Origin of the sequence: Glycomyces sp. NPDC046736 (assembly GCF_040645615.1) — a bacterium.
Taxonomy (GTDB): domain Bacteria; phylum Actinomycetota; class Actinomycetes; order Mycobacteriales; family Micromonosporaceae; genus Glycomyces.
In genome coordinates, this window is sequence record NZ_JBEYYO010000004.1 from 115,686 (window position 1) to 130,898 (window position 15,213).

At 71.2% G+C, this 15,213-nt stretch carries 15 protein-coding genes; 8 read left to right on the forward strand and 7 right to left on the reverse strand.

Annotated elements, in window-relative coordinates:
- Window positions 1-5 precede the first annotated feature (5 nt).
- Window positions 6-2,243, reverse strand: a complete 2,238-nt coding sequence (locus AB0B28_RS06005; RefSeq protein ID WP_360117255.1) for an SseB family protein — start codon at window positions 2,241-2,243, stop codon at window positions 6-8.
- Between the two features lie 198 nt (window positions 2,244-2,441).
- On the opposite strand from AB0B28_RS06005, the gene AB0B28_RS06010 reads away from it, so the two are divergent.
- The 8 genes from AB0B28_RS06010 to AB0B28_RS06045 all read left to right on the forward strand — a co-directional run bounded on the left by AB0B28_RS06010 (window position 2,442) and on the right by AB0B28_RS06045 (window position 9,211).
- On the forward strand, window positions 2,442-4,022 hold the full coding sequence (locus AB0B28_RS06010) for a S8 family serine peptidase (protein ID WP_360117258.1): 1,581 nt from the start codon (window positions 2,442-2,444) through the stop codon (window positions 4,020-4,022).
- A 22-nt stretch (window positions 4,023-4,044) separates the two neighbouring features.
- Window positions 4,045-4,836, forward strand: a complete 792-nt coding sequence (gene nth / locus AB0B28_RS06015; protein WP_360117261.1) for an endonuclease III — start codon at window positions 4,045-4,047, stop codon at window positions 4,834-4,836.
- Window positions 4,833-5,393 carry a TlpA disulfide reductase family protein gene (locus tag AB0B28_RS06020; protein WP_360117264.1) on the forward strand — a complete coding sequence of 187 codons (561 nt, stop codon included), beginning with the start codon at window positions 4,833-4,835 and terminating at the stop codon, window positions 5,391-5,393. Before nth ends, AB0B28_RS06020 begins: the two co-directional genes overlap by 4 nt.
- Window positions 5,390-6,040 carry an NUDIX domain-containing protein gene (locus AB0B28_RS06025; RefSeq protein WP_360117267.1) on the forward strand — a complete coding sequence of 217 codons (651 nt, stop codon included), beginning with the start codon at window positions 5,390-5,392 and terminating at the stop codon, window positions 6,038-6,040. The genes AB0B28_RS06020 and AB0B28_RS06025 overlap by 4 nt, the downstream gene beginning before the upstream one ends.
- Window positions 6,041-6,068: 28 nt before the next feature.
- On the forward strand, window positions 6,069-7,265 hold the full coding sequence (locus AB0B28_RS06030) for a MarP family serine protease (protein ID WP_360117270.1): 1,197 nt from the start codon (window positions 6,069-6,071) through the stop codon (window positions 7,263-7,265).
- Between the two features lie 306 nt (window positions 7,266-7,571).
- Entirely contained in the window at window positions 7,572-8,249 is a 678-nt protein-coding gene (locus tag AB0B28_RS06035; RefSeq protein ID WP_026924818.1) for a Crp/Fnr family transcriptional regulator, read from the forward strand.
- A 226-nt stretch (window positions 8,250-8,475) separates the two neighbouring features.
- Entirely contained in the window at window positions 8,476-8,757 is a 282-nt protein-coding gene (locus AB0B28_RS06040; protein WP_360117274.1) for a F0F1 ATP synthase subunit epsilon, read from the forward strand.
- 4 nt (window positions 8,758-8,761) lie between these two features.
- Window positions 8,762-9,211, forward strand: coding sequence for a DUF2550 domain-containing protein (locus tag AB0B28_RS06045; RefSeq protein WP_360117277.1), 450 nt, complete (start codon window positions 8,762-8,764; stop codon window positions 9,209-9,211).
- Window positions 9,212-9,451: 240 nt separating this feature from the next.
- On the opposite strand, the gene AB0B28_RS06050 is transcribed toward AB0B28_RS06045, so the two are convergent.
- The 6 genes from AB0B28_RS06050 to AB0B28_RS06075 all read right to left on the reverse strand — a co-directional run bounded on the left by AB0B28_RS06050 (window position 9,452) and on the right by AB0B28_RS06075 (window position 15,209).
- A complete protein-coding gene (locus AB0B28_RS06050) occupies window positions 9,452-9,652 on the reverse strand; it encodes a helix-turn-helix transcriptional regulator (protein WP_353895483.1) in 201 nt (66 codons plus the stop codon).
- A 37-nt stretch (window positions 9,653-9,689) separates the two neighbouring features.
- On the reverse strand, window positions 9,690-10,565 hold the full coding sequence (locus tag AB0B28_RS06055) for an ABC transporter permease (RefSeq protein ID WP_360117280.1): 876 nt from the start codon (window positions 10,563-10,565) through the stop codon (window positions 9,690-9,692).
- Window positions 10,562-11,485, reverse strand: a complete 924-nt coding sequence (locus AB0B28_RS06060) for an ABC transporter ATP-binding protein (protein ID WP_360117283.1) — start codon at window positions 11,483-11,485, stop codon at window positions 10,562-10,564. The genes AB0B28_RS06055 and AB0B28_RS06060 overlap by 4 nt, the downstream gene beginning before the upstream one ends.
- A 127-nt stretch (window positions 11,486-11,612) precedes the next feature.
- Entirely contained in the window at window positions 11,613-12,638 is a 1,026-nt protein-coding gene (locus AB0B28_RS06065) for a sugar ABC transporter permease YjfF (RefSeq protein WP_360117286.1), read from the reverse strand.
- Window positions 12,635-13,696, reverse strand: coding sequence for an ABC transporter permease (locus AB0B28_RS06070; protein ID WP_360117289.1), 1,062 nt, complete (start codon window positions 13,694-13,696; stop codon window positions 12,635-12,637). Before AB0B28_RS06070 ends, AB0B28_RS06065 begins: the two co-directional genes overlap by 4 nt.
- Window positions 13,689-15,209 (reverse strand): sugar ABC transporter ATP-binding protein, encoded by a 1,521-nt coding sequence (locus AB0B28_RS06075; protein WP_360117292.1) that lies wholly within the window; start codon window positions 15,207-15,209, stop codon window positions 13,689-13,691. Before AB0B28_RS06075 ends, AB0B28_RS06070 begins: the two co-directional genes overlap by 8 nt.
- Window positions 15,210-15,213 lie beyond the last annotated feature (4 nt).

Sequence of the window (15,213 nt, forward strand, 5' to 3'; positions counted from 1 at the left end):
ACCTCCTATCGGTCGCGGTGGTCCAGGACGTTGGCCGCCCGGTCCTCGGGCGCGGGGCGCACCAGGTCGTAGTGGCCCGAACCGTCGCCCCAGGCCTCGCCCAGAGCGCTGTCGTAACCGTAGGCATCGGCCGCCGGGGCCGCAGGCAGCGCCTGCGCGGGCGGGGCCTCGATGGCCGCCGGGCCGCCGAAACTGCCGTCGATCGGAGCCCACTCGCGGGTGTCGGAGTCGTAGAACGCGATCTCGGCGACCTCGCCGCGCGAGTCGATCCGCAGGATCTTCGCGTTGTGCGGCAGGCGGACCGAGTCGACCTTGTGCTCGGGAATGCGCTCGTCGGGCGACTCGGAGGGCGCGTAGCCGTCGCCGCGGAAGGGGCCGGTCTCGACCACGAACCCGCCGCGCTCCTGCGCGGTCAGGATGTCGTTGCCGCCGATGGCCTGCGGGTACAGGTCGGTGCGGTAGCCGGTCCAGCGCAGCACGTGGACCGAGTCGTCGGTGGGACTGAAGTCCTCGGAGACCCGCAGCAGCCCGAGCGCGAGGTAGAGCTGCGCGGGGGTGCGCAGGTGGTCCACGGCCTCGACGGGGTGCACGAAGCCGCCCACGCGGTCGTAGCCGCGTTCGAGGTAGAACGCCACCTGGTGGTGCGGGATGGTCTTCTGCCACTGCACCGGCTGCACGCGGTGCGAGGGCGAGGCCGCCCGGGCCGCGGCCGCCTGGCGGCGCTCCATCGCGGAAGCGAAGGCGAGCAGGTCCTTGGCCTCGGCCCACTTCAGCAGCGGCTCGACCTCGGGGCCGGACATGTTGGCCCCGACCTCGGTGCCGGGGTTGACGTACAGCGCGTAGTCCTGGCCGGGCCAGTGCTGGATCAGCCAGCCGAAGGGCACCGTGGTGTGCGGCGTGTCCGCGCCCGCGCGCTCGGCGAGCCGGGCCTCGGAGGTGTACACGGTGATGCCGATGATCCCGTCGACGATGTCGCTGGCCCACCGGAACGCCGGGTCGCCGACGCGGATGTGCGCGGCGGCCGGGTCGCCGACAGGCAGGATCACGCTGGCGCACAACAGGGTCTGGAGGAACGTGGCCGTGTCGCCGGACGCGGCGGCCTGGGCCAGCAGCGGCTCGGCGTCCTCACCGGAGAGCTCCACGGGGGCCGGGCCGGTGGCCGCGGGGGCGGGCTCGACTTCGGGCTCGCGGCGGCCGAACGCGCTCGACATCGAGGCGAAGGCCTCGGCCGAGCGCCCCTGGTCCTGCGGCGCGGGCGCGCCGCCGACAGGCGTGAACGAGCCGTTCGCCGGGCCGAAGGAGTCGTTCGCGGGGAACGGCTCGGGATAGGCCTCGGGCTGGGCCGGAGCGCGAGTCGGGAGCGTCGAGGGGTCGGGCTGCTGGTCGCGCAGCCAGTCCGGCGCGTCGGGCCACTGGTCCTGCTCGGAGGGCCAGTTCGCCTCGGCCGGGAAGCCCTGCTGCTGGGGCTGCGAGGGAGCGGGCGGGGGCTGGGACGCGAACCCGCGCGGCTGCGAGCCGAGGCCCTGCTGCGCGGGGTGGCTGGGCGGGGGCGGCGGGGGCTGGGAGGCGAACGAGTGGCCGTTGAAGGCCTCGGGCTCGGCCTCTTCGCGGGGCGGCTGGCGCAGCGGGAGACCGGCGCCGGTGGTGCCGCCTACGGTGGACTGCTGGCCGGTCGGGCCGCCCAGGTCGGCCGAGCGGCGCGGCGCGGGCGGGACCTCGGGCACCGGCGGGGCCGGGGGCATGAAGCTCTCGCGCGGGGCGGGGGCCGGGGCCATCGGGTTGGCGAACGGGTCCGACTGGGCCGCAGTGGAGAACGTGCGGTCCTGGTACTGCTCGGGGGGCGCGGGGGCGGGGTCGGCGGGGACCGTGGTCATGCCCTGGGCGACCTGCGAGACGAACCAGGCCGGGAGGTAGCCCTCGATCGGCAGGCCCGGGTTGACCGCGAGCCACCACTCCTCGTCGGGCCAGGCCTCGGCCAGCGCCGAGAAGTTGACGCGGCGGGACGCGCCGGCGTTGTCCCTCAGGCACACCTGGAGCGCGCTCTCGGAGGTGAACGCCAGGATGTGGGTGCGGTCGTCGGTGGTCCAGGTGGCCCACGTGTCGGCGCCCGTACCGCTCGAGTCCTCATAGGAGAGCGGGAGGACGAGTTCGATCTGCGCCAGGATCCGGAAGTATCCGTCCTGGTCCTCGGCTCGGAGCGCCTCTCGGAGACGGTGCTCGATCTCGTTACTCGGTTCCCACATCAATCCCACTCAGCCCTTTCCCCCTACCGGTCTTGGATGGGGCGGTGTCGAGCGAACGCGGCGTCCCCTCGCGATCGTCACCGTAACGCGACCGCGTTGTCAAGTTTCCGTCAGTAGGCGAAGAATAACGAAATCATAAAGGCGAACGCGTGTCATTCCCACGCTGTGGGCCTGCCCCTGTGTGACGATCCCGTTCTCATGGGGGAACGTTCCACACGCTGCGCCCTCGCCGGCATCTCGGCGACCCTGCTGGCGCTCTTGCTCACCGCGGCCCCGGCAACCGCCGAAACGGCGACGCCGCAGGCCGCCGGAGTCCTCGACGCGGCCCAAACCCGCACGGCGACGGCCGAAGCGGGCGACGCCGCGGCGTGGGCGGATGCGCCGGAAGCGGCCGAGACGTCGGCGGCGAGCGCGACGACGGCCGGGCCCGCGAACGTCGCGGCGCTCGAAGCGCTTGCGGCGTGGGGCGAGACGGTCGCTCCGGACCTCGCGCGATTCGCGGCGACCGCCCGCGACCGGGCCGCCGCCGACCCCGAGACGGCGACGGCCGCGAGCCTCGCGGCGCTTAACGCGCCCGCCTCCTGGGCCGAAACGGTCGTCCCGGACCTCGCGACGCCCGCTGCCGCGAACCTCACCCCACTCGATCCGCCCGCCTCGTGGGCCAGCGCGCCGCTCACCGATCCTGGGGCCGACTCCCCTGGGGCACTTCCCGCTCGGCCCGCGTCGCCCGTTCCGTGGCATCTCGCGGCCGTCGACGCTCCTGCGGCCTGGAACCGGTCGACCGGAGCCGGGGTCGTCGTCGCCGTCATCGACTCCGGGGTGGACGCCGACCATCCCGATCTCGCGGGCGCCGTCCTGCCCGGGCGCAGCTATGTCGACGTCGATCCGGGGGACACGCCCCGCCTGCTCGCCGTCGAGGCCGAGCCGAGCCCGGTCTACGAGCGCGCGTTCGGGCAGTCCGATCCGGTCGGGCACGGGACCGCCGTCGCCGGACTCATCGCCGGGCGCACCGCTTCAGGGCATCCGGGGATCGCGCCCGACGCCGAGATCCTGCCGGTGCGCGTGCTCGACGACGAGAACCGGTACCACGACTCGGCGATGGTCGGCGCGGCCGTGGAGTGGGCCGTGGACAACGGCGCCGACGTCATCAACCTCTCGCTCGGCGGCCAGACCGACTCCGCGCCGTTCGCCGAGGCCCTCGCCTACGCCGAGCGCCACGACGTGATCGTGGTGGCCTGCACCGGAAACCACCACGAGGACGGCGGTGGAGAAGAGGTGTGGTTCCCCGCCCGCCTGCCCGACGTGCTCGCGGTGACCGGCACCGACGACGCGGGCCGCCGCTGGCCGACCGCCGTCACCGGCGAAGGCACCGACTTGGCCGCCCCCGGCGCGGAGCTCCTGGCCCCCGCGCCCGGCGGCGGGCACAAGACTGTGACCGGCACGTCCTTCGCGTCGGCGATCGTGGCCGGAGCCGCGGCGCTGGTGCGCTCGGCGCACCCGGACTGGTCCGCCGCGCAGGTGCGGGCCGCGCTCACGTCCACGGCCGCTCACGCGGGCTCGGGGCTCGGCGCGGGCCTGGTCGACGCGGCCGCCGCGATCGCCGCCGATCCGGCTGAGGCCCCGGTCGAGGCCGCGACCGAAGTCACGGGCGCCTGGAGCCTGGCCGCGACGGCCGCCGGGGGCGGCCTGATCGGCATGTCCGCGCTGCTCCTGCGGGGTGGCAGGCGGTCGCGGGGACGGGTTCGGGCCCGGTCGGGCCCGCGTACCATTGCCGGGTGACCGCCGCCCGCTGGACCGATTCATGACTCGCCGGCCTCGCAACGAGGCGCCCGAGAGCGAGCTGGCCAAGAAGCGCCGGGCCCGCAAGATCAACCGGCTCCTGGCCGCGGCCCACCCGGACGCGCACTGCGAGCTCGACTACTCGGGCCCGCTCGAACTGGCCGTCGCCACGATCCTCTCGGCCCAGTGCACCGACGTGCGGGTCAACCTGACCACGCCCGCGCTGTTCGCGAAGTACCGCGACGCGGCCGACTACGCCGAGGCCGACCCCGAGGACGTCGAGGCGATCATCCGCCCGACCGGGTTCTACCGCAACAAGGCCAAGTCGATCATCGGACTCGGCAAGGCCCTCGTGGCCGACCACGACGGTGAGCTCCCCGAGGACATGGCCGCTCTGGTGAAGCTCCCGGGCATCGGCCGCAAGACCGCGAACGTCATCCGCGGCAACGCCTTCGGGATCCCGGGCATCACCGTCGACACCCACATGATCCGCATCACCAACCGGCTCGGCCTGGTCGAGGGCAAGGACCCGGTGAAGCTCGAATTCCAGCTCCAGAAGCTCATCGAGCCCCGCGAGTGGACCATGTTCTCCCACCGCATCATCTTCCACGGCCGCCGCGTCTGCATCGCCCGCAAACCCGCGTGCGGGGCCTGCACGCTCGCCTCGCTGTGCCCCTCCTACGGCGAGGGCCCCACCGACCCGGCCGAGGCGGCGAAACTCCTCAAGGGGGACAACGTGAACGACCTCATCAAACTTGCAGAGGCCGCCGGAGGCGGCAAAGGCAAGCAGAGCGAGCACGCGGTGGGCGCATGAGACGGGCACTGACGGCCGCGGCGGCCGCACTGTCGCTGGCGCTGCTCGCCTCCTGCACCGACGAGCCCGCCGACTCGCACCCCAGCGGCGAGGAGTCGACCTGGTCCGTCGCATGCGCTTCGGGCACCAATGCGATCGAAGGCGTGGGCGAGGTCGAACTCGACTGCCTCGGCGACGAGGCCGCGACCACGGTCGGCGCGAACGGGAAACCGCTCGTGGTGGTCCTGTGGGCCACCTGGTGCGGCCCGTGCCGCGAGGAGGCCCCCGAGATCCAGGCGTTCTACGAAGCCAACTCGGATCAGGTCGACGTGCTCGGCGTCGACACCGCCGACCTGCGCGACTCGGCCCGCTGGTTCGCCGAGGACTTCGGCCTGACCTACCCGTCGGTGTTCGATCCCGAAGAGGCCGTGCGCATCGGCCTCGGCGTCCCGGCCTTGCCGGGGATCGCGCTCGTGGCCGCCGACGGGACGGTCCTGGACCTCATCGTCAAACCCGGCGTCACCGCCGACAGCCTCGCCGCCGCGGCCTCGACGGCCTTCGATCTGGAGCTCGTGTGAGCGCCCCCGAATGGTGGCCGCCGCTGGTCAAGGCCGCCGACGAGGCCGAAGGGCCCACTCCTGAGCGCGTCATCGCCGACCACCTGCTCCCCCGCAACCGCGCGAGCGCCCGCACCGCCTCGGTCCTGGTGCTGCTCAAGGACTCCGGCGACCTCGGGCCCACCGTCCTGCTCCAGCAGCGGGCCGCCACCTTGCGACACCACCCCGGCGAGGTCGCCTTTCCCGGCGGTGCGGCCGAGGACGGGGACGCCGACGCGGCGGCCACGGCCCTGCGCGAGGCGGCCGAGGAACTCGCCGTCGAACCCGGCTCGGTCGACGTGGGCGCCGCGCTGCCCCCACTGTGGATTCCGGTGTCGGGGTTCGCGGTCACCCCGATCCTGGCACTGTGGACCAGCCCGCACCCGGTCGCGCCGCAGGCCGCGTCCGAAGTGGCCGCCGCGCACCAGGTCCCGCTGCCGCTGTTGGCCGAACCGGCCTCGCGCGGCACCGTCCGGTACCCGTCGGGCCGCAGCGGCCCCGGATTCCAGGTCGCGGGCGTTCCGCTGATCTGGGGCTTCACCGCCGGGGTACTGTCGTGGCTACTGGACCTCGGCGGCTGGTCCCGTCCCTGGGACGCCGAGAGGACCATGGAACTCGAAGGGCGGTAACGCCTCCGAGACGAAGGCGAGGCGCGGCATGAGCCCTCAGGCGGCTGGACTCCTGGTCGACGTGGTGATCGTGCTGCTGGCGCTCCTGTTCGCCGTCAACGGCTACCGCGAAGGGTTCATCGCCTCGGCCGCCACGTTCCTGGGCTTCCTCGGCGGCGCGCTCATCGGCATCCAGGTCGCCCCGTTCGCCGCCGACTTCTACAGCGAGCCGCTCTCCAAGCTCGTGGTCTCCCTCGTGGTCGTGTTCGGCATCGCCATCGGCGGCATGGCCCTGTTCACCGCGCTCGGGTTCCGGCTGCGCAAACGCCTGCGCACCAACGGCTCCCGCAGGCTCGACCAGCTGGCCGGGCCCGTGGTCTCGATCGCGGCCGTGCTGCTGGTGACCTGGGTGGCCGCCGCGCCGCTGGCGAACTCCTCGATGCCCGCCGTCTCCAGCGCGATCCGCCACTCCAGCCTCGTGGGCGGCATCGACGAGCACATGCCCGACGCCGTCAAGGGCGTCTACGAGTCCATGCAGGAGTCCCTGAACACCTCGGGGATGCCGAACGTGTTCTTCGGGCTCGACCCCACCGACGCCCGCTCGGTCGAGCCGCCCGACGCCGAGCTCGCCGCCTCCGGCCTGGTGCGCCAGGCCGAGGAGTCGGTGCTCAAGGTCCACGGCTCGGCGCCCGCGTGCGACCGCCAGATCGAGGGTTCGAGCTTCGTCTACGCCGACGACCTGGTCGCCACCAACGCCCACGTGGTCGCCGGCACCAGCCGCGTCCAGGTCGAGTCCGGCGGCGACTACCTCGACGCCGAGGTCATCGTGTTCGAGCCGGACAAGGACCTCGCGATCCTCCACGTGCCGGGCCTGGACGCGCCCGCACTGCCGCTGGAGAGCGCCCTGTCGAACACCGGCGACGACGCGATCGTGCTCGGCTACCCCGGCGGCGGCGCGTACACGGCCACCGCCGCCCGCATCCGCGAGGCCCGGATCGTGACCGGACCGGACATCTACGACAGCGGCACCGTCACCCGCGAGGTCTACCAGCTGTACGCGCACATCATCGGCGGCAATTCGGGCGGCCCGCTGCTCAACCCCGAGGGCGAGGTGATCGGAGTCATCTTCGCGGCCGCGGTGGACGACCCCGAGACCGGTTACGCGCTCACGTTGAACGAGTCCGCGCCCGTCCTGGACGCGGGACTGCGGGCCTCGGGGGCCGTGAGCACCGGTTCGTGCACGTGAGGAGCGCCTTCCTCGGGAGTTTCTCCATTGCCGGTCGGTGGGCGTGACGTCACATTGCGGGTAGGCTGTACCGGTCGCCGCCGACGCATTCCGTTCACCGGAACGACATCCCAGCTGAGACGGCGTGGCGAGTCGCGCCCGGTGACTCACGGAACGGACGGAAACGCATTCACTCGGACGTGAACGCCGATTCCGTCGTCCGCGGTGCGCTTGTGCATTTACGGGGGTCTCGCTCCCGCAATGCGGACAAGAGGCATAGACTCAGGACTTGCACTAGCGGTGCGTTGAAGAAAGGTGCGAACGGACATGGAAGATGTATTGGCCAGGGCCGCCCTGTTCAAGGGTGTCGACCCCGAAGCTGTCGAGTCGCTCATCAAAGAGATGGAGTACGTCGACGTCAACAAGGGCCAGACCGTCTTCACCGAGAACGAGCCGGGCGACAGTCTCTACATCGTCATGTCCGGGAAGGTGAAGCTCGGCCGCCGCTCCGCCGACGGCCGCCAGAACCTGATCGCGGTGATGGGCCCCTCGGACATGGTCGGCGAGCTCGCGCTGTTCGACCCCGGTCCCCGCACCGCCACCGCCACCGCTCTGACCGACACCCGCATGGCCCGCCTGTCCAAGACCGCGCTGCGGCCGTGGCTGGCCAACCGGCCCGAGATCGCCGAGCAGCTGCTTCGGGTGATAGCTCGCCGGCTGCGTCGCACCAACGACTCGATGGCGGACCTGATCTTCACCGACGTGCCCGGCCGCGTGGCCAAGGCCCTGCTGCACATGGCGAGCCGCTTCGGCACCCGTGACGGCGGCGTGCTGCGCGTCACCCACGACCTCACGCAGGAGGAGCTGGCCCAGCTGGTCGGCGCCTCCCGCGAGACGGTGAACAAGGCCCTCGCCGACTTCGCCGGGCGCGGCTGGCTGCGCCTGGACGGCAAGAGCGTCATCATCATGGATCCCGAACGCCTCGCGCGTCGCGCCCGCGTGTAACGAACCGCTCAGCATGTGAGAGGCCTCCGGCACCGCCGGGGGCCTCTTCGCTTCGTCGCTTCCGCAAGATCCTATATGATATAGGATATATCCTATCGGGATCGCCGAGGCGGGCCGGGACGCGAACGGGTGATCTGCTCGCATCGTGACCTTGGCCGATTCGACGCCGAGGCCCGCAGCCGTCTAGACTTCCGGTAACCATCCGGCAGACCGCTGAAGGAGCGTTGTGGCAGGGCAATTGAACGTCGAAGTCGTGGCCGTCGACTCGAAGGTCTGGTCCGGTGTGGCCAAGGCCGTCTACGCGCGCACCACCGAAGGTGAACTGGGCGTGCTCCCCGGCCACCAGCCGCTGCTCGGCGAGCTGCGGATCGACAGCAACGTGCGGGTCCAGCCGGTCGACGGCGCCGAACTCGCCTGGAAGATCGAAGGCGGCTTCCTCTCGGTGACCACCGACGGTGTCACCATCCTCGCCGAGACCGCCGAGGCGGTCGCCCCCACCTCGGCGTAACCCCATGCTGAAGGCACTGCTCGTCGTCGCCGCGGTCGCGGCGGCCATCGCGGTGTTCTTGGTGCTGACCTACGTCCGCCGCTCCTTCTTGTCCCGCGCGGGCTCGGTGGCCATGGCCGCCCGGCTCTCGCGGCACATGCAGGGGCGCGGCTGGGCCCCCGGCTTCGCGATCTACGAACGCGGCACCCTGCGCTGGTACCGCATGTTCTCGCTGGCCTTCGGCCCCCGATACGCGCTCTCCCGCGAAGACCTCCAAGTCTCCGAGCGCCGCGCGCCCGTAGGCCCGGAGGCGCAGATCTTCCCCCCGGAGGTGGCGATTCTGCGTTGTAAGAGCGCCACCGGCGAGGTCGAACTCGCCATGACGACTTCGGCCGTCACCGGCTTCCTCTCGTGGCTCGAGGCCGCTCCCCCCGGAGCGGCCTTTTATTCTGAGCGCGAAGCCGAAAGCGAATAGCGCGACTCGTGGTCTGAGGCCGCTCCGGGAGGAGCGGCCTTCTGCTCTGAGCGCGACAAGCGAGACGACGCCCGCCCCGTTCCCGGGGCGGGCGTCGTTTCGTCGAGAGGCCCCGCGCTCCGACCGGCCGAGGCCGGGGTGTCGCCGGAGCGCGGGGCGAGTCCCGTCAGGAGACGGGGCTCGGGTTTCCGCGCCGAGGCGCGGCTGGGTTCATGTTCCCGCGCCGAGGCGCGGCTGAGCTCATGTTCCCGCGCCGAGGCGCGGGAATGGCTTAGTCGAGAACACGACCTCGACGGGCACTTCGAAGTACTCGGCGAGCTTCAGCGCCAGGTGCAGGCTCGGGCTGTACTCGCCGCGTTCGAGGTAGCCGACGGTCTGGTAGTGGACGCCGAGGGCGTCCGCCAACTGCCGGCGCGAGACGCCCCGCTCGGCGCGAAGCATCGCGATGCGGTTGAACACCTCGTCTCCGGCCACGGCCCTACCCCCACTGCTTCTGGATCTCGGCGTGGCGCGCGGCCACCGCCGAACCGGACTCGCGGCGGGCCATGCGCCGCAGCAGGCGCGGCGCCAGCGCGAGCGCGAGGATCGCCCAGGCGGCGAGGACGCCGAACATCAGCATCGTGCGCCAGGACTCGCCGACCTCCACGGCGACCATCGAGTCGGGGAGCAGCGCGTGCCGCATGCCCAGGCCCATCCAGTACATCGGCAGCGCCTGCCCGATCCCCTGGAGCCAGGCGGGCAGCGCCGTCAGCGGGTAGAAAATCCCCGAGATCGCGACCGAGCCCATGAGCGGGAACATCACCAGCCCCATGTTCTTGGGGTTGTTGATGGCCGCGCCGAGCACGGCCCCCAGCGGGAGGGTCGTCACGATGCCCATGAGGACCACCGCCAGGAACAGCAGCCACCGGTCGGGCGAGGAGAATTCGAGGCCCTCGAACAGGATCAGACCGGCCGCGAGCATGACCACGACGGAGCCGAGGACGAACAGCGCCGTCGAGACCACGTGGCCCATGAGGTAGCCGGTCATGCCGCCGGGCATGGACTTGGCCCGCAGGAGCGTGCCGTTGGTGCGGTCCATCGAGAGGGTCCCCATGATGCCCATGATGCCGCCGAACACGATGTTCATGCCGATGAGGCTGGGCATGTTCATCGAGCCGAGCGAGACCGGGGCGCCTTCGAACTCGGCGCCCCTCATGAAGAACAGGACCCCGATCGCGATGGCCGTGGGCATGATGAAGCCCATGAGGTCGCCGAAGGTGGTCAGCGAGATGCGGGTCTCGATGAGGCCGCGCTTCCAGCCGGTCTTGTAGGCGTGGACGGTGGTGTTGATGTTGGTGGTCAGCGCGTTGCTCATGCCGTGGCCTCCTTGAACGTGTCGACGGCGGCCTGGGTCTGGCCCGCCTCGAACTCGGCGACGAGGGACAGGTACGCGTCCTCCAGGCTGGCCCGGCGGATTTCGAGGTCGGTCACCGCGCCGTCGTCGGTGGCCAGGAGCTTGCGCGCGAAGTCGGTGGCGTCCTCGGTGGCGTGGACCTGGAGCGCGCCGTCCTGGATCCACTTGACCTCGGCGGTCGTGGCGGCGGCGCGGGCGAGGGCATCGGGCGAGCCGTCGGCGATGATGCGGCCCCCGGCGAGGATGAGGATGCGCTCGGCGAGCTTCTCGGCCTCGTCGAGGTCGTGCGTGGTCAGCAGGATGGTGGTGCCGTCGAGGTCGGTGAGCCGGTGGATGAGCTCGTGGAACTCGCGGCGGGCGTGCGGGTCGAACCCGGTGGTCGGCTCGTCGAGGAACAGCAGCGCGGGGCGGCCGATGATCCCGAGGGCCACGTCGAGGCGGCGGCGCTGGCCTCCCGAGAGGGTGCGCACGCGCTGCCCGGTCTGGGCTGACAGGCCCACCAGTTCGAGGAGTTCGTCGGCGTCCCAGGGATCGGCGTACGGCTTGTAGTACTCGCCGAAGTGGGCGAGGAGCTCGCGCACCTTCCACTTGCCGTTGTCGCGCCATTCCTGGAGGACCACGCCGAGTCCGGCCCGCCAATGCTCGTCGCCGTGCTCGGGATCGGTGCCGAGCACCTTGACGTCGCCGCCGCTGCGGGCGCGGAAGCCTTCGAGGATCTCGATGGTGGTGGTCTTGCCCGCGCCGTTGGGCCCGAGGAGGGCGGTGACGCCTCCGGGTTCGATGGTGAGGTCGAGGCCGTCGAGCACGGTCTTGTCGCCGTACCGCATCCGCAGGTCGGACACGGCGATGGCGGGCCCGTCGTAAGCCGGGGGGTGTCCCATGATCATCTCCGTCGTAGCAATTCTCTATTTGATAGCACTCATGCTACATCTTGTCGGAGACCTCCGGCAACCTGTATACGACGAAGGCCGCTCACCAGGCGGTGAGCGGCCCCATCGGTGTCGAGCGCTAGGTGCTTCGCTTCTCCCCGGTGCGGGCGAGGACCCGCTGGAGGAGGATGAACGCGAGCAGGAGCACGCCGACCACGATCCGCGCCCACCAGGAGTTCAGGTTCCCCTGGAACGCGATGATCGTCGAGAGCATCCCCATGACCATGACCCCGGCGACCGTGCCGAGCACGAACCCCGCGCCGCCGGTCAAGAGCGTCCCCCCGATGACCACGGCGGCGATCGCGTCCAGTTCGAGGCCCACACCGCGCAGCGGATCGGCGCTCTTGGTGTAGAACGCCGAGACCACCCCGGCCAGGGCCGCGCAGAACCCGCTGATCGCGTACACGCCGATCTTGGTGCGCGCGACCGGGAGGCCCATGAGCAGCGCGGACTGCTCGTTGCCGCCCACGGCGTAGACCCCGCGCCCGAAGCGCGTGTAGTGCAGCACGATGAACGCGGCGATCACGATGGCGAAGGCCAGGAACGAGAGGTTCGGGAGACTGAACCCGCCCTCGCGCACATTCCCGAACTCGGTGCGCTCCATGCCCCAGCCGAAGAACTCCACGTCCCGCATCGACACGTCGGAGCTGGAGATCTGGAGCGTCAGGCCCCGGTAGAGGAACAGGCCCACCAGGGTGGCGATGAACGGCTGCACGTCGAAGTAGTGGATCACCGCGCCCGTCGCCGTCCCCGAGAGCGTCCCGAGGACGAGCACGAGGACCATCGCGAGCGGCCCGGACACCCCGGCCTCGACGGTGAGCCACGCGCAGGCCATGGTCGAGAAGGCCGCCACCGAGCCCACGGACAGGTCGATGCCTCCCGAGAGGATCACGAAGGTCATGCCCACGGCGATGATGAGCAGCCCGGCGTTGCCGATGAAGAGGTCCGGGACCAGCTGCGGGTTGTCGAAGTTGTCGTAGGAGGCCAGGCCGCCGAGGTACATGGCGGCCAGGAGCGCGATGGTCGCCCCGATCGGGATGTAGCGGCCGAGGCCGTCGAGCAGGGCCGTGCGGGCGGGCCGCTCGGTGAGCTGGTGCGCGCTCATTCGGCCACCGCCTCCTCAGGTGCGGCGGTGCGCCGCTTGAACGGCCGGGCGATCCAGGCCCGGAACTGCGGACTCTGGAGCAGCGCCACGACCAGGACCACGATGGCCTTGGCCGTGAACTGCCACTGGCTGGACAGGCCCACGTTGATGATGGTCACCTCCAGCGTCCCGATGATGGCGACGCCGATGGTGGTGCCCAGCAGGAAGAACCGGCCGCCGAGCAGCGCGGTGCCGCCGATGACGACCGCGAGGATCGCGTCCAGCTCGATCCACAAGCCGCCGTTGTTGGCGTCGGCACTGCCGAGGTTCGCCGCGCCGATGACCCCGGCGAGCCCTGCGCACAGGCCGCACACCAGGTAGACCAGGACCGTGATGCCCCGGGCTCGGATGCCCGCGAGGCGGCTCGCCTCGGGGTTGCCCCCGACCGATTCCAAGAGCAGACCGAGTGCGGTGCGGCGGGTGAGCACCGCGAGCGCGACGAGCACCGCGGCGGCGATCCAGATCGGCACCGGCACGGTCAGGATCGCGCCGCGCCCGAGTTCGACGAATGGGCTCGCGTCCCCGACGTTGGGGATCTGCCCGCCGGTGATGAGCTGCGCGATGCCGCGCCCGGCGATCATGAGGATGAGCGTGGCCACGATCGGCTGGATGCCGAAGCGCGCCACCATGGTCCCGTTCCACGCGCCGATGAGCGCGGCGACGGCCAGCGCGAGCCCCACCGCGGCGAGGACCGTGCCGAGCGCGGACTCGTCGCGGCCCTCGATCCACTGGCAGGCCACTGCCGCGCCGATGGCGTAGACCGCGCCCACCGAGAGGTCGATGCCCTTGATGGCGATGACGAGGGTCATCCCCAGCGCGATGATGAGCAGCGGGGCGCTGCGGCGCAGGATGTTCACGAACGCGCCGTTCAGCCGCCCGTCCTGGACGCCCGGGACCAGGAAGTCGATCCCGGTGACGGCGACGTTGGCGGCGACGAGCACCGCGAGCACGGCCAGCGGCCACATGAGCCGCTTGAGATACGGGTTCGCGCTGCGCGCCTTGGCCGGTGCCTCAGTCACGTCGGCCTCCGGCCACGATGGCGTCCACGATGTGCTCTGCGGTCATCTCGGCCTCGGTTTCGAGCATGGCGATCATCTCCCGGTCGCGCAGGACCGCGATCCGGTCGGACAGGCGAGTGACCTCGTCGAGCTCGGCCGAGACGAACAGGACGGCCATGCCGTCGGCGGAGAGTTCGGCGACGAGGCGCTGGATGTCGGCCTTCGCGCCCACGTCGATGCCGCGGGTGGGCTCGTCGAGGATGAGCAGCTTCGGCTCGATGAGCATCCAGCGGGCCAGGAGCACTTTCTGCTGGTTGCCTCCGGAGAGGTTGCGCACCGGCAGGTCGGGGTCGGCGGGGCGGATGCCGAGCTTGTCGATGAACGCGGACACGAGTTCGGCGCGCTGCCCTGGAGAGACCTGGCGTGCCCAACCGCGCGAGGCCTGCATCGCGAGGATCATGTTCTCGGCGACGGTGAGGTCGGCGACGAGTCCTTCGGTCTTGCGGTTCTCGGGGCAGAACGCGATGCCGCGCGCGGTCGCGGTGCGCGGGTTGTGCCCGCCGACCTTCGATCCGTCGAAGCGCAGCTCCCCCGAGTCGGGCCGGTCGGCTCCGGCGATGAGCCGCACGGTCTCGGTGCGGCCCGAGCCGAGCAGTCCGGCCAGGCCCACGACCTCGCCACGCCTGACGGTCAGGTCGTAGGGTGCCACTGCGCCCTTGCGGCCCAGGCCTTCCGCTTCCAGCAGCGGTGCCTCGTCGGCGACCTGATGCGCCGCGGCGACTCGTTCGATCTGCTCCAAGGTGGCGGCCTCGCGGCCGAGCATGTGCCCGATGAGCGCGTTCTCGGGCAGGTCCGCGGTGTCCCAGGATCCGATGAGCTTCCCGTTGCGCAGCACGGTCATGCGGTCGCAGATCTCGTACACCTGCTCCAGGAAGTGCGAGATGAACACGAGCGCGACGCCTTCGGCGGCGAGGCGACGCATGACGCCCAGGAGCACGGCCACCTCGTCGCGATCGAGGGAGGAAGTCGGTTCGTCGAGGATGAGCACCTTCGCGTCGATGTTCACCGCGCGGGCGATGGCGACGAGTTGCTGCATCGCGATCGAATAGGACGAGAGCGGCGCGGCCACGTTGAGGTCGATGCCCAGATCGTCCAGAAGGGCCCTGGCGCGGCGGCGCACGGCCCGGAAGTTGATGAACGGACCGAGCCGCGGTTCCCTCCCGGCCAGGAGGTTCTCGGCCACCGAGAGGTTCTCGGCGAGGTTGACCTCCTGGTAGACGGTGCTGATCCCGGCGGCCTGGGCGGCGCCGGGGCCCGCGAAGCGCACGGGAGCGCCGTCGAGGAGGATACGCCCGGCGTCGGGGCCGTGCACGCCGGTCAGGACTTTGATCAATGTGGACTTTCCGGCGCCGTTCTCCCCCATGACCGCGTGGATCTCTCCGGGTCTGAGGGTGAAGTCGACGCCGTCGAGGGCGCGGACGCCGGTGAAGTCCTTGACGATGCCGGTCATCTCGACGATCGGCTGGTCGGACATGGCT

Excerpts from the sequence above, each read along its gene's own strand:
- AB0B28_RS06065 (WP_360117286.1), bottom strand. The coding sequence starts at position 12,638 with ATGAGCGCGCACCAGCTCACCGAGCGGCCCGCCCGCACGGCCCTGCTC.
- AB0B28_RS06030 (WP_360117270.1), top strand. The coding sequence starts at position 6,069 with ATGAGCCCTCAGGCGGCTGGACTCCTGGTCGACGTGGTGATCGTGCTG.
- AB0B28_RS06055 (WP_360117280.1), bottom strand. The coding sequence starts at position 10,565 with ATGAGCAACGCGCTGACCACCAACATCAACACCACCGTCCACGCCTAC.
- AB0B28_RS06020 (WP_360117264.1), top strand. The coding sequence starts at position 4,833 with ATGAGACGGGCACTGACGGCCGCGGCGGCCGCACTGTCGCTGGCGCTG.
- AB0B28_RS06045 (WP_360117277.1), top strand. The coding sequence starts at position 8,762 with ATGCTGAAGGCACTGCTCGTCGTCGCCGCGGTCGCGGCGGCCATCGCG.
- AB0B28_RS06035 (WP_026924818.1), top strand. The coding sequence starts at position 7,572 with ATGGAAGATGTATTGGCCAGGGCCGCCCTGTTCAAGGGTGTCGACCCC.
- AB0B28_RS06075 (WP_360117292.1), bottom strand. The coding sequence starts at position 15,209 with ATGTCCGACCAGCCGATCGTCGAGATGACCGGCATCGTCAAGGACTTC.
- AB0B28_RS06005 (WP_360117255.1), bottom strand. The coding sequence starts at position 2,243 with ATGTGGGAACCGAGTAACGAGATCGAGCACCGTCTCCGAGAGGCGCTC.
- AB0B28_RS06050 (WP_353895483.1), bottom strand. The coding sequence starts at position 9,652 with ATGCTTCGCGCCGAGCGGGGCGTCTCGCGCCGGCAGTTGGCGGACGCC.
- nth (WP_360117261.1), top strand. The coding sequence starts at position 4,045 with ATGACTCGCCGGCCTCGCAACGAGGCGCCCGAGAGCGAGCTGGCCAAG.
- AB0B28_RS06060 (WP_360117283.1), bottom strand. The coding sequence starts at position 11,485 with ATGGGACACCCCCCGGCTTACGACGGGCCCGCCATCGCCGTGTCCGAC.
- AB0B28_RS06010 (WP_360117258.1), top strand. The coding sequence starts at position 2,442 with ATGGGGGAACGTTCCACACGCTGCGCCCTCGCCGGCATCTCGGCGACC.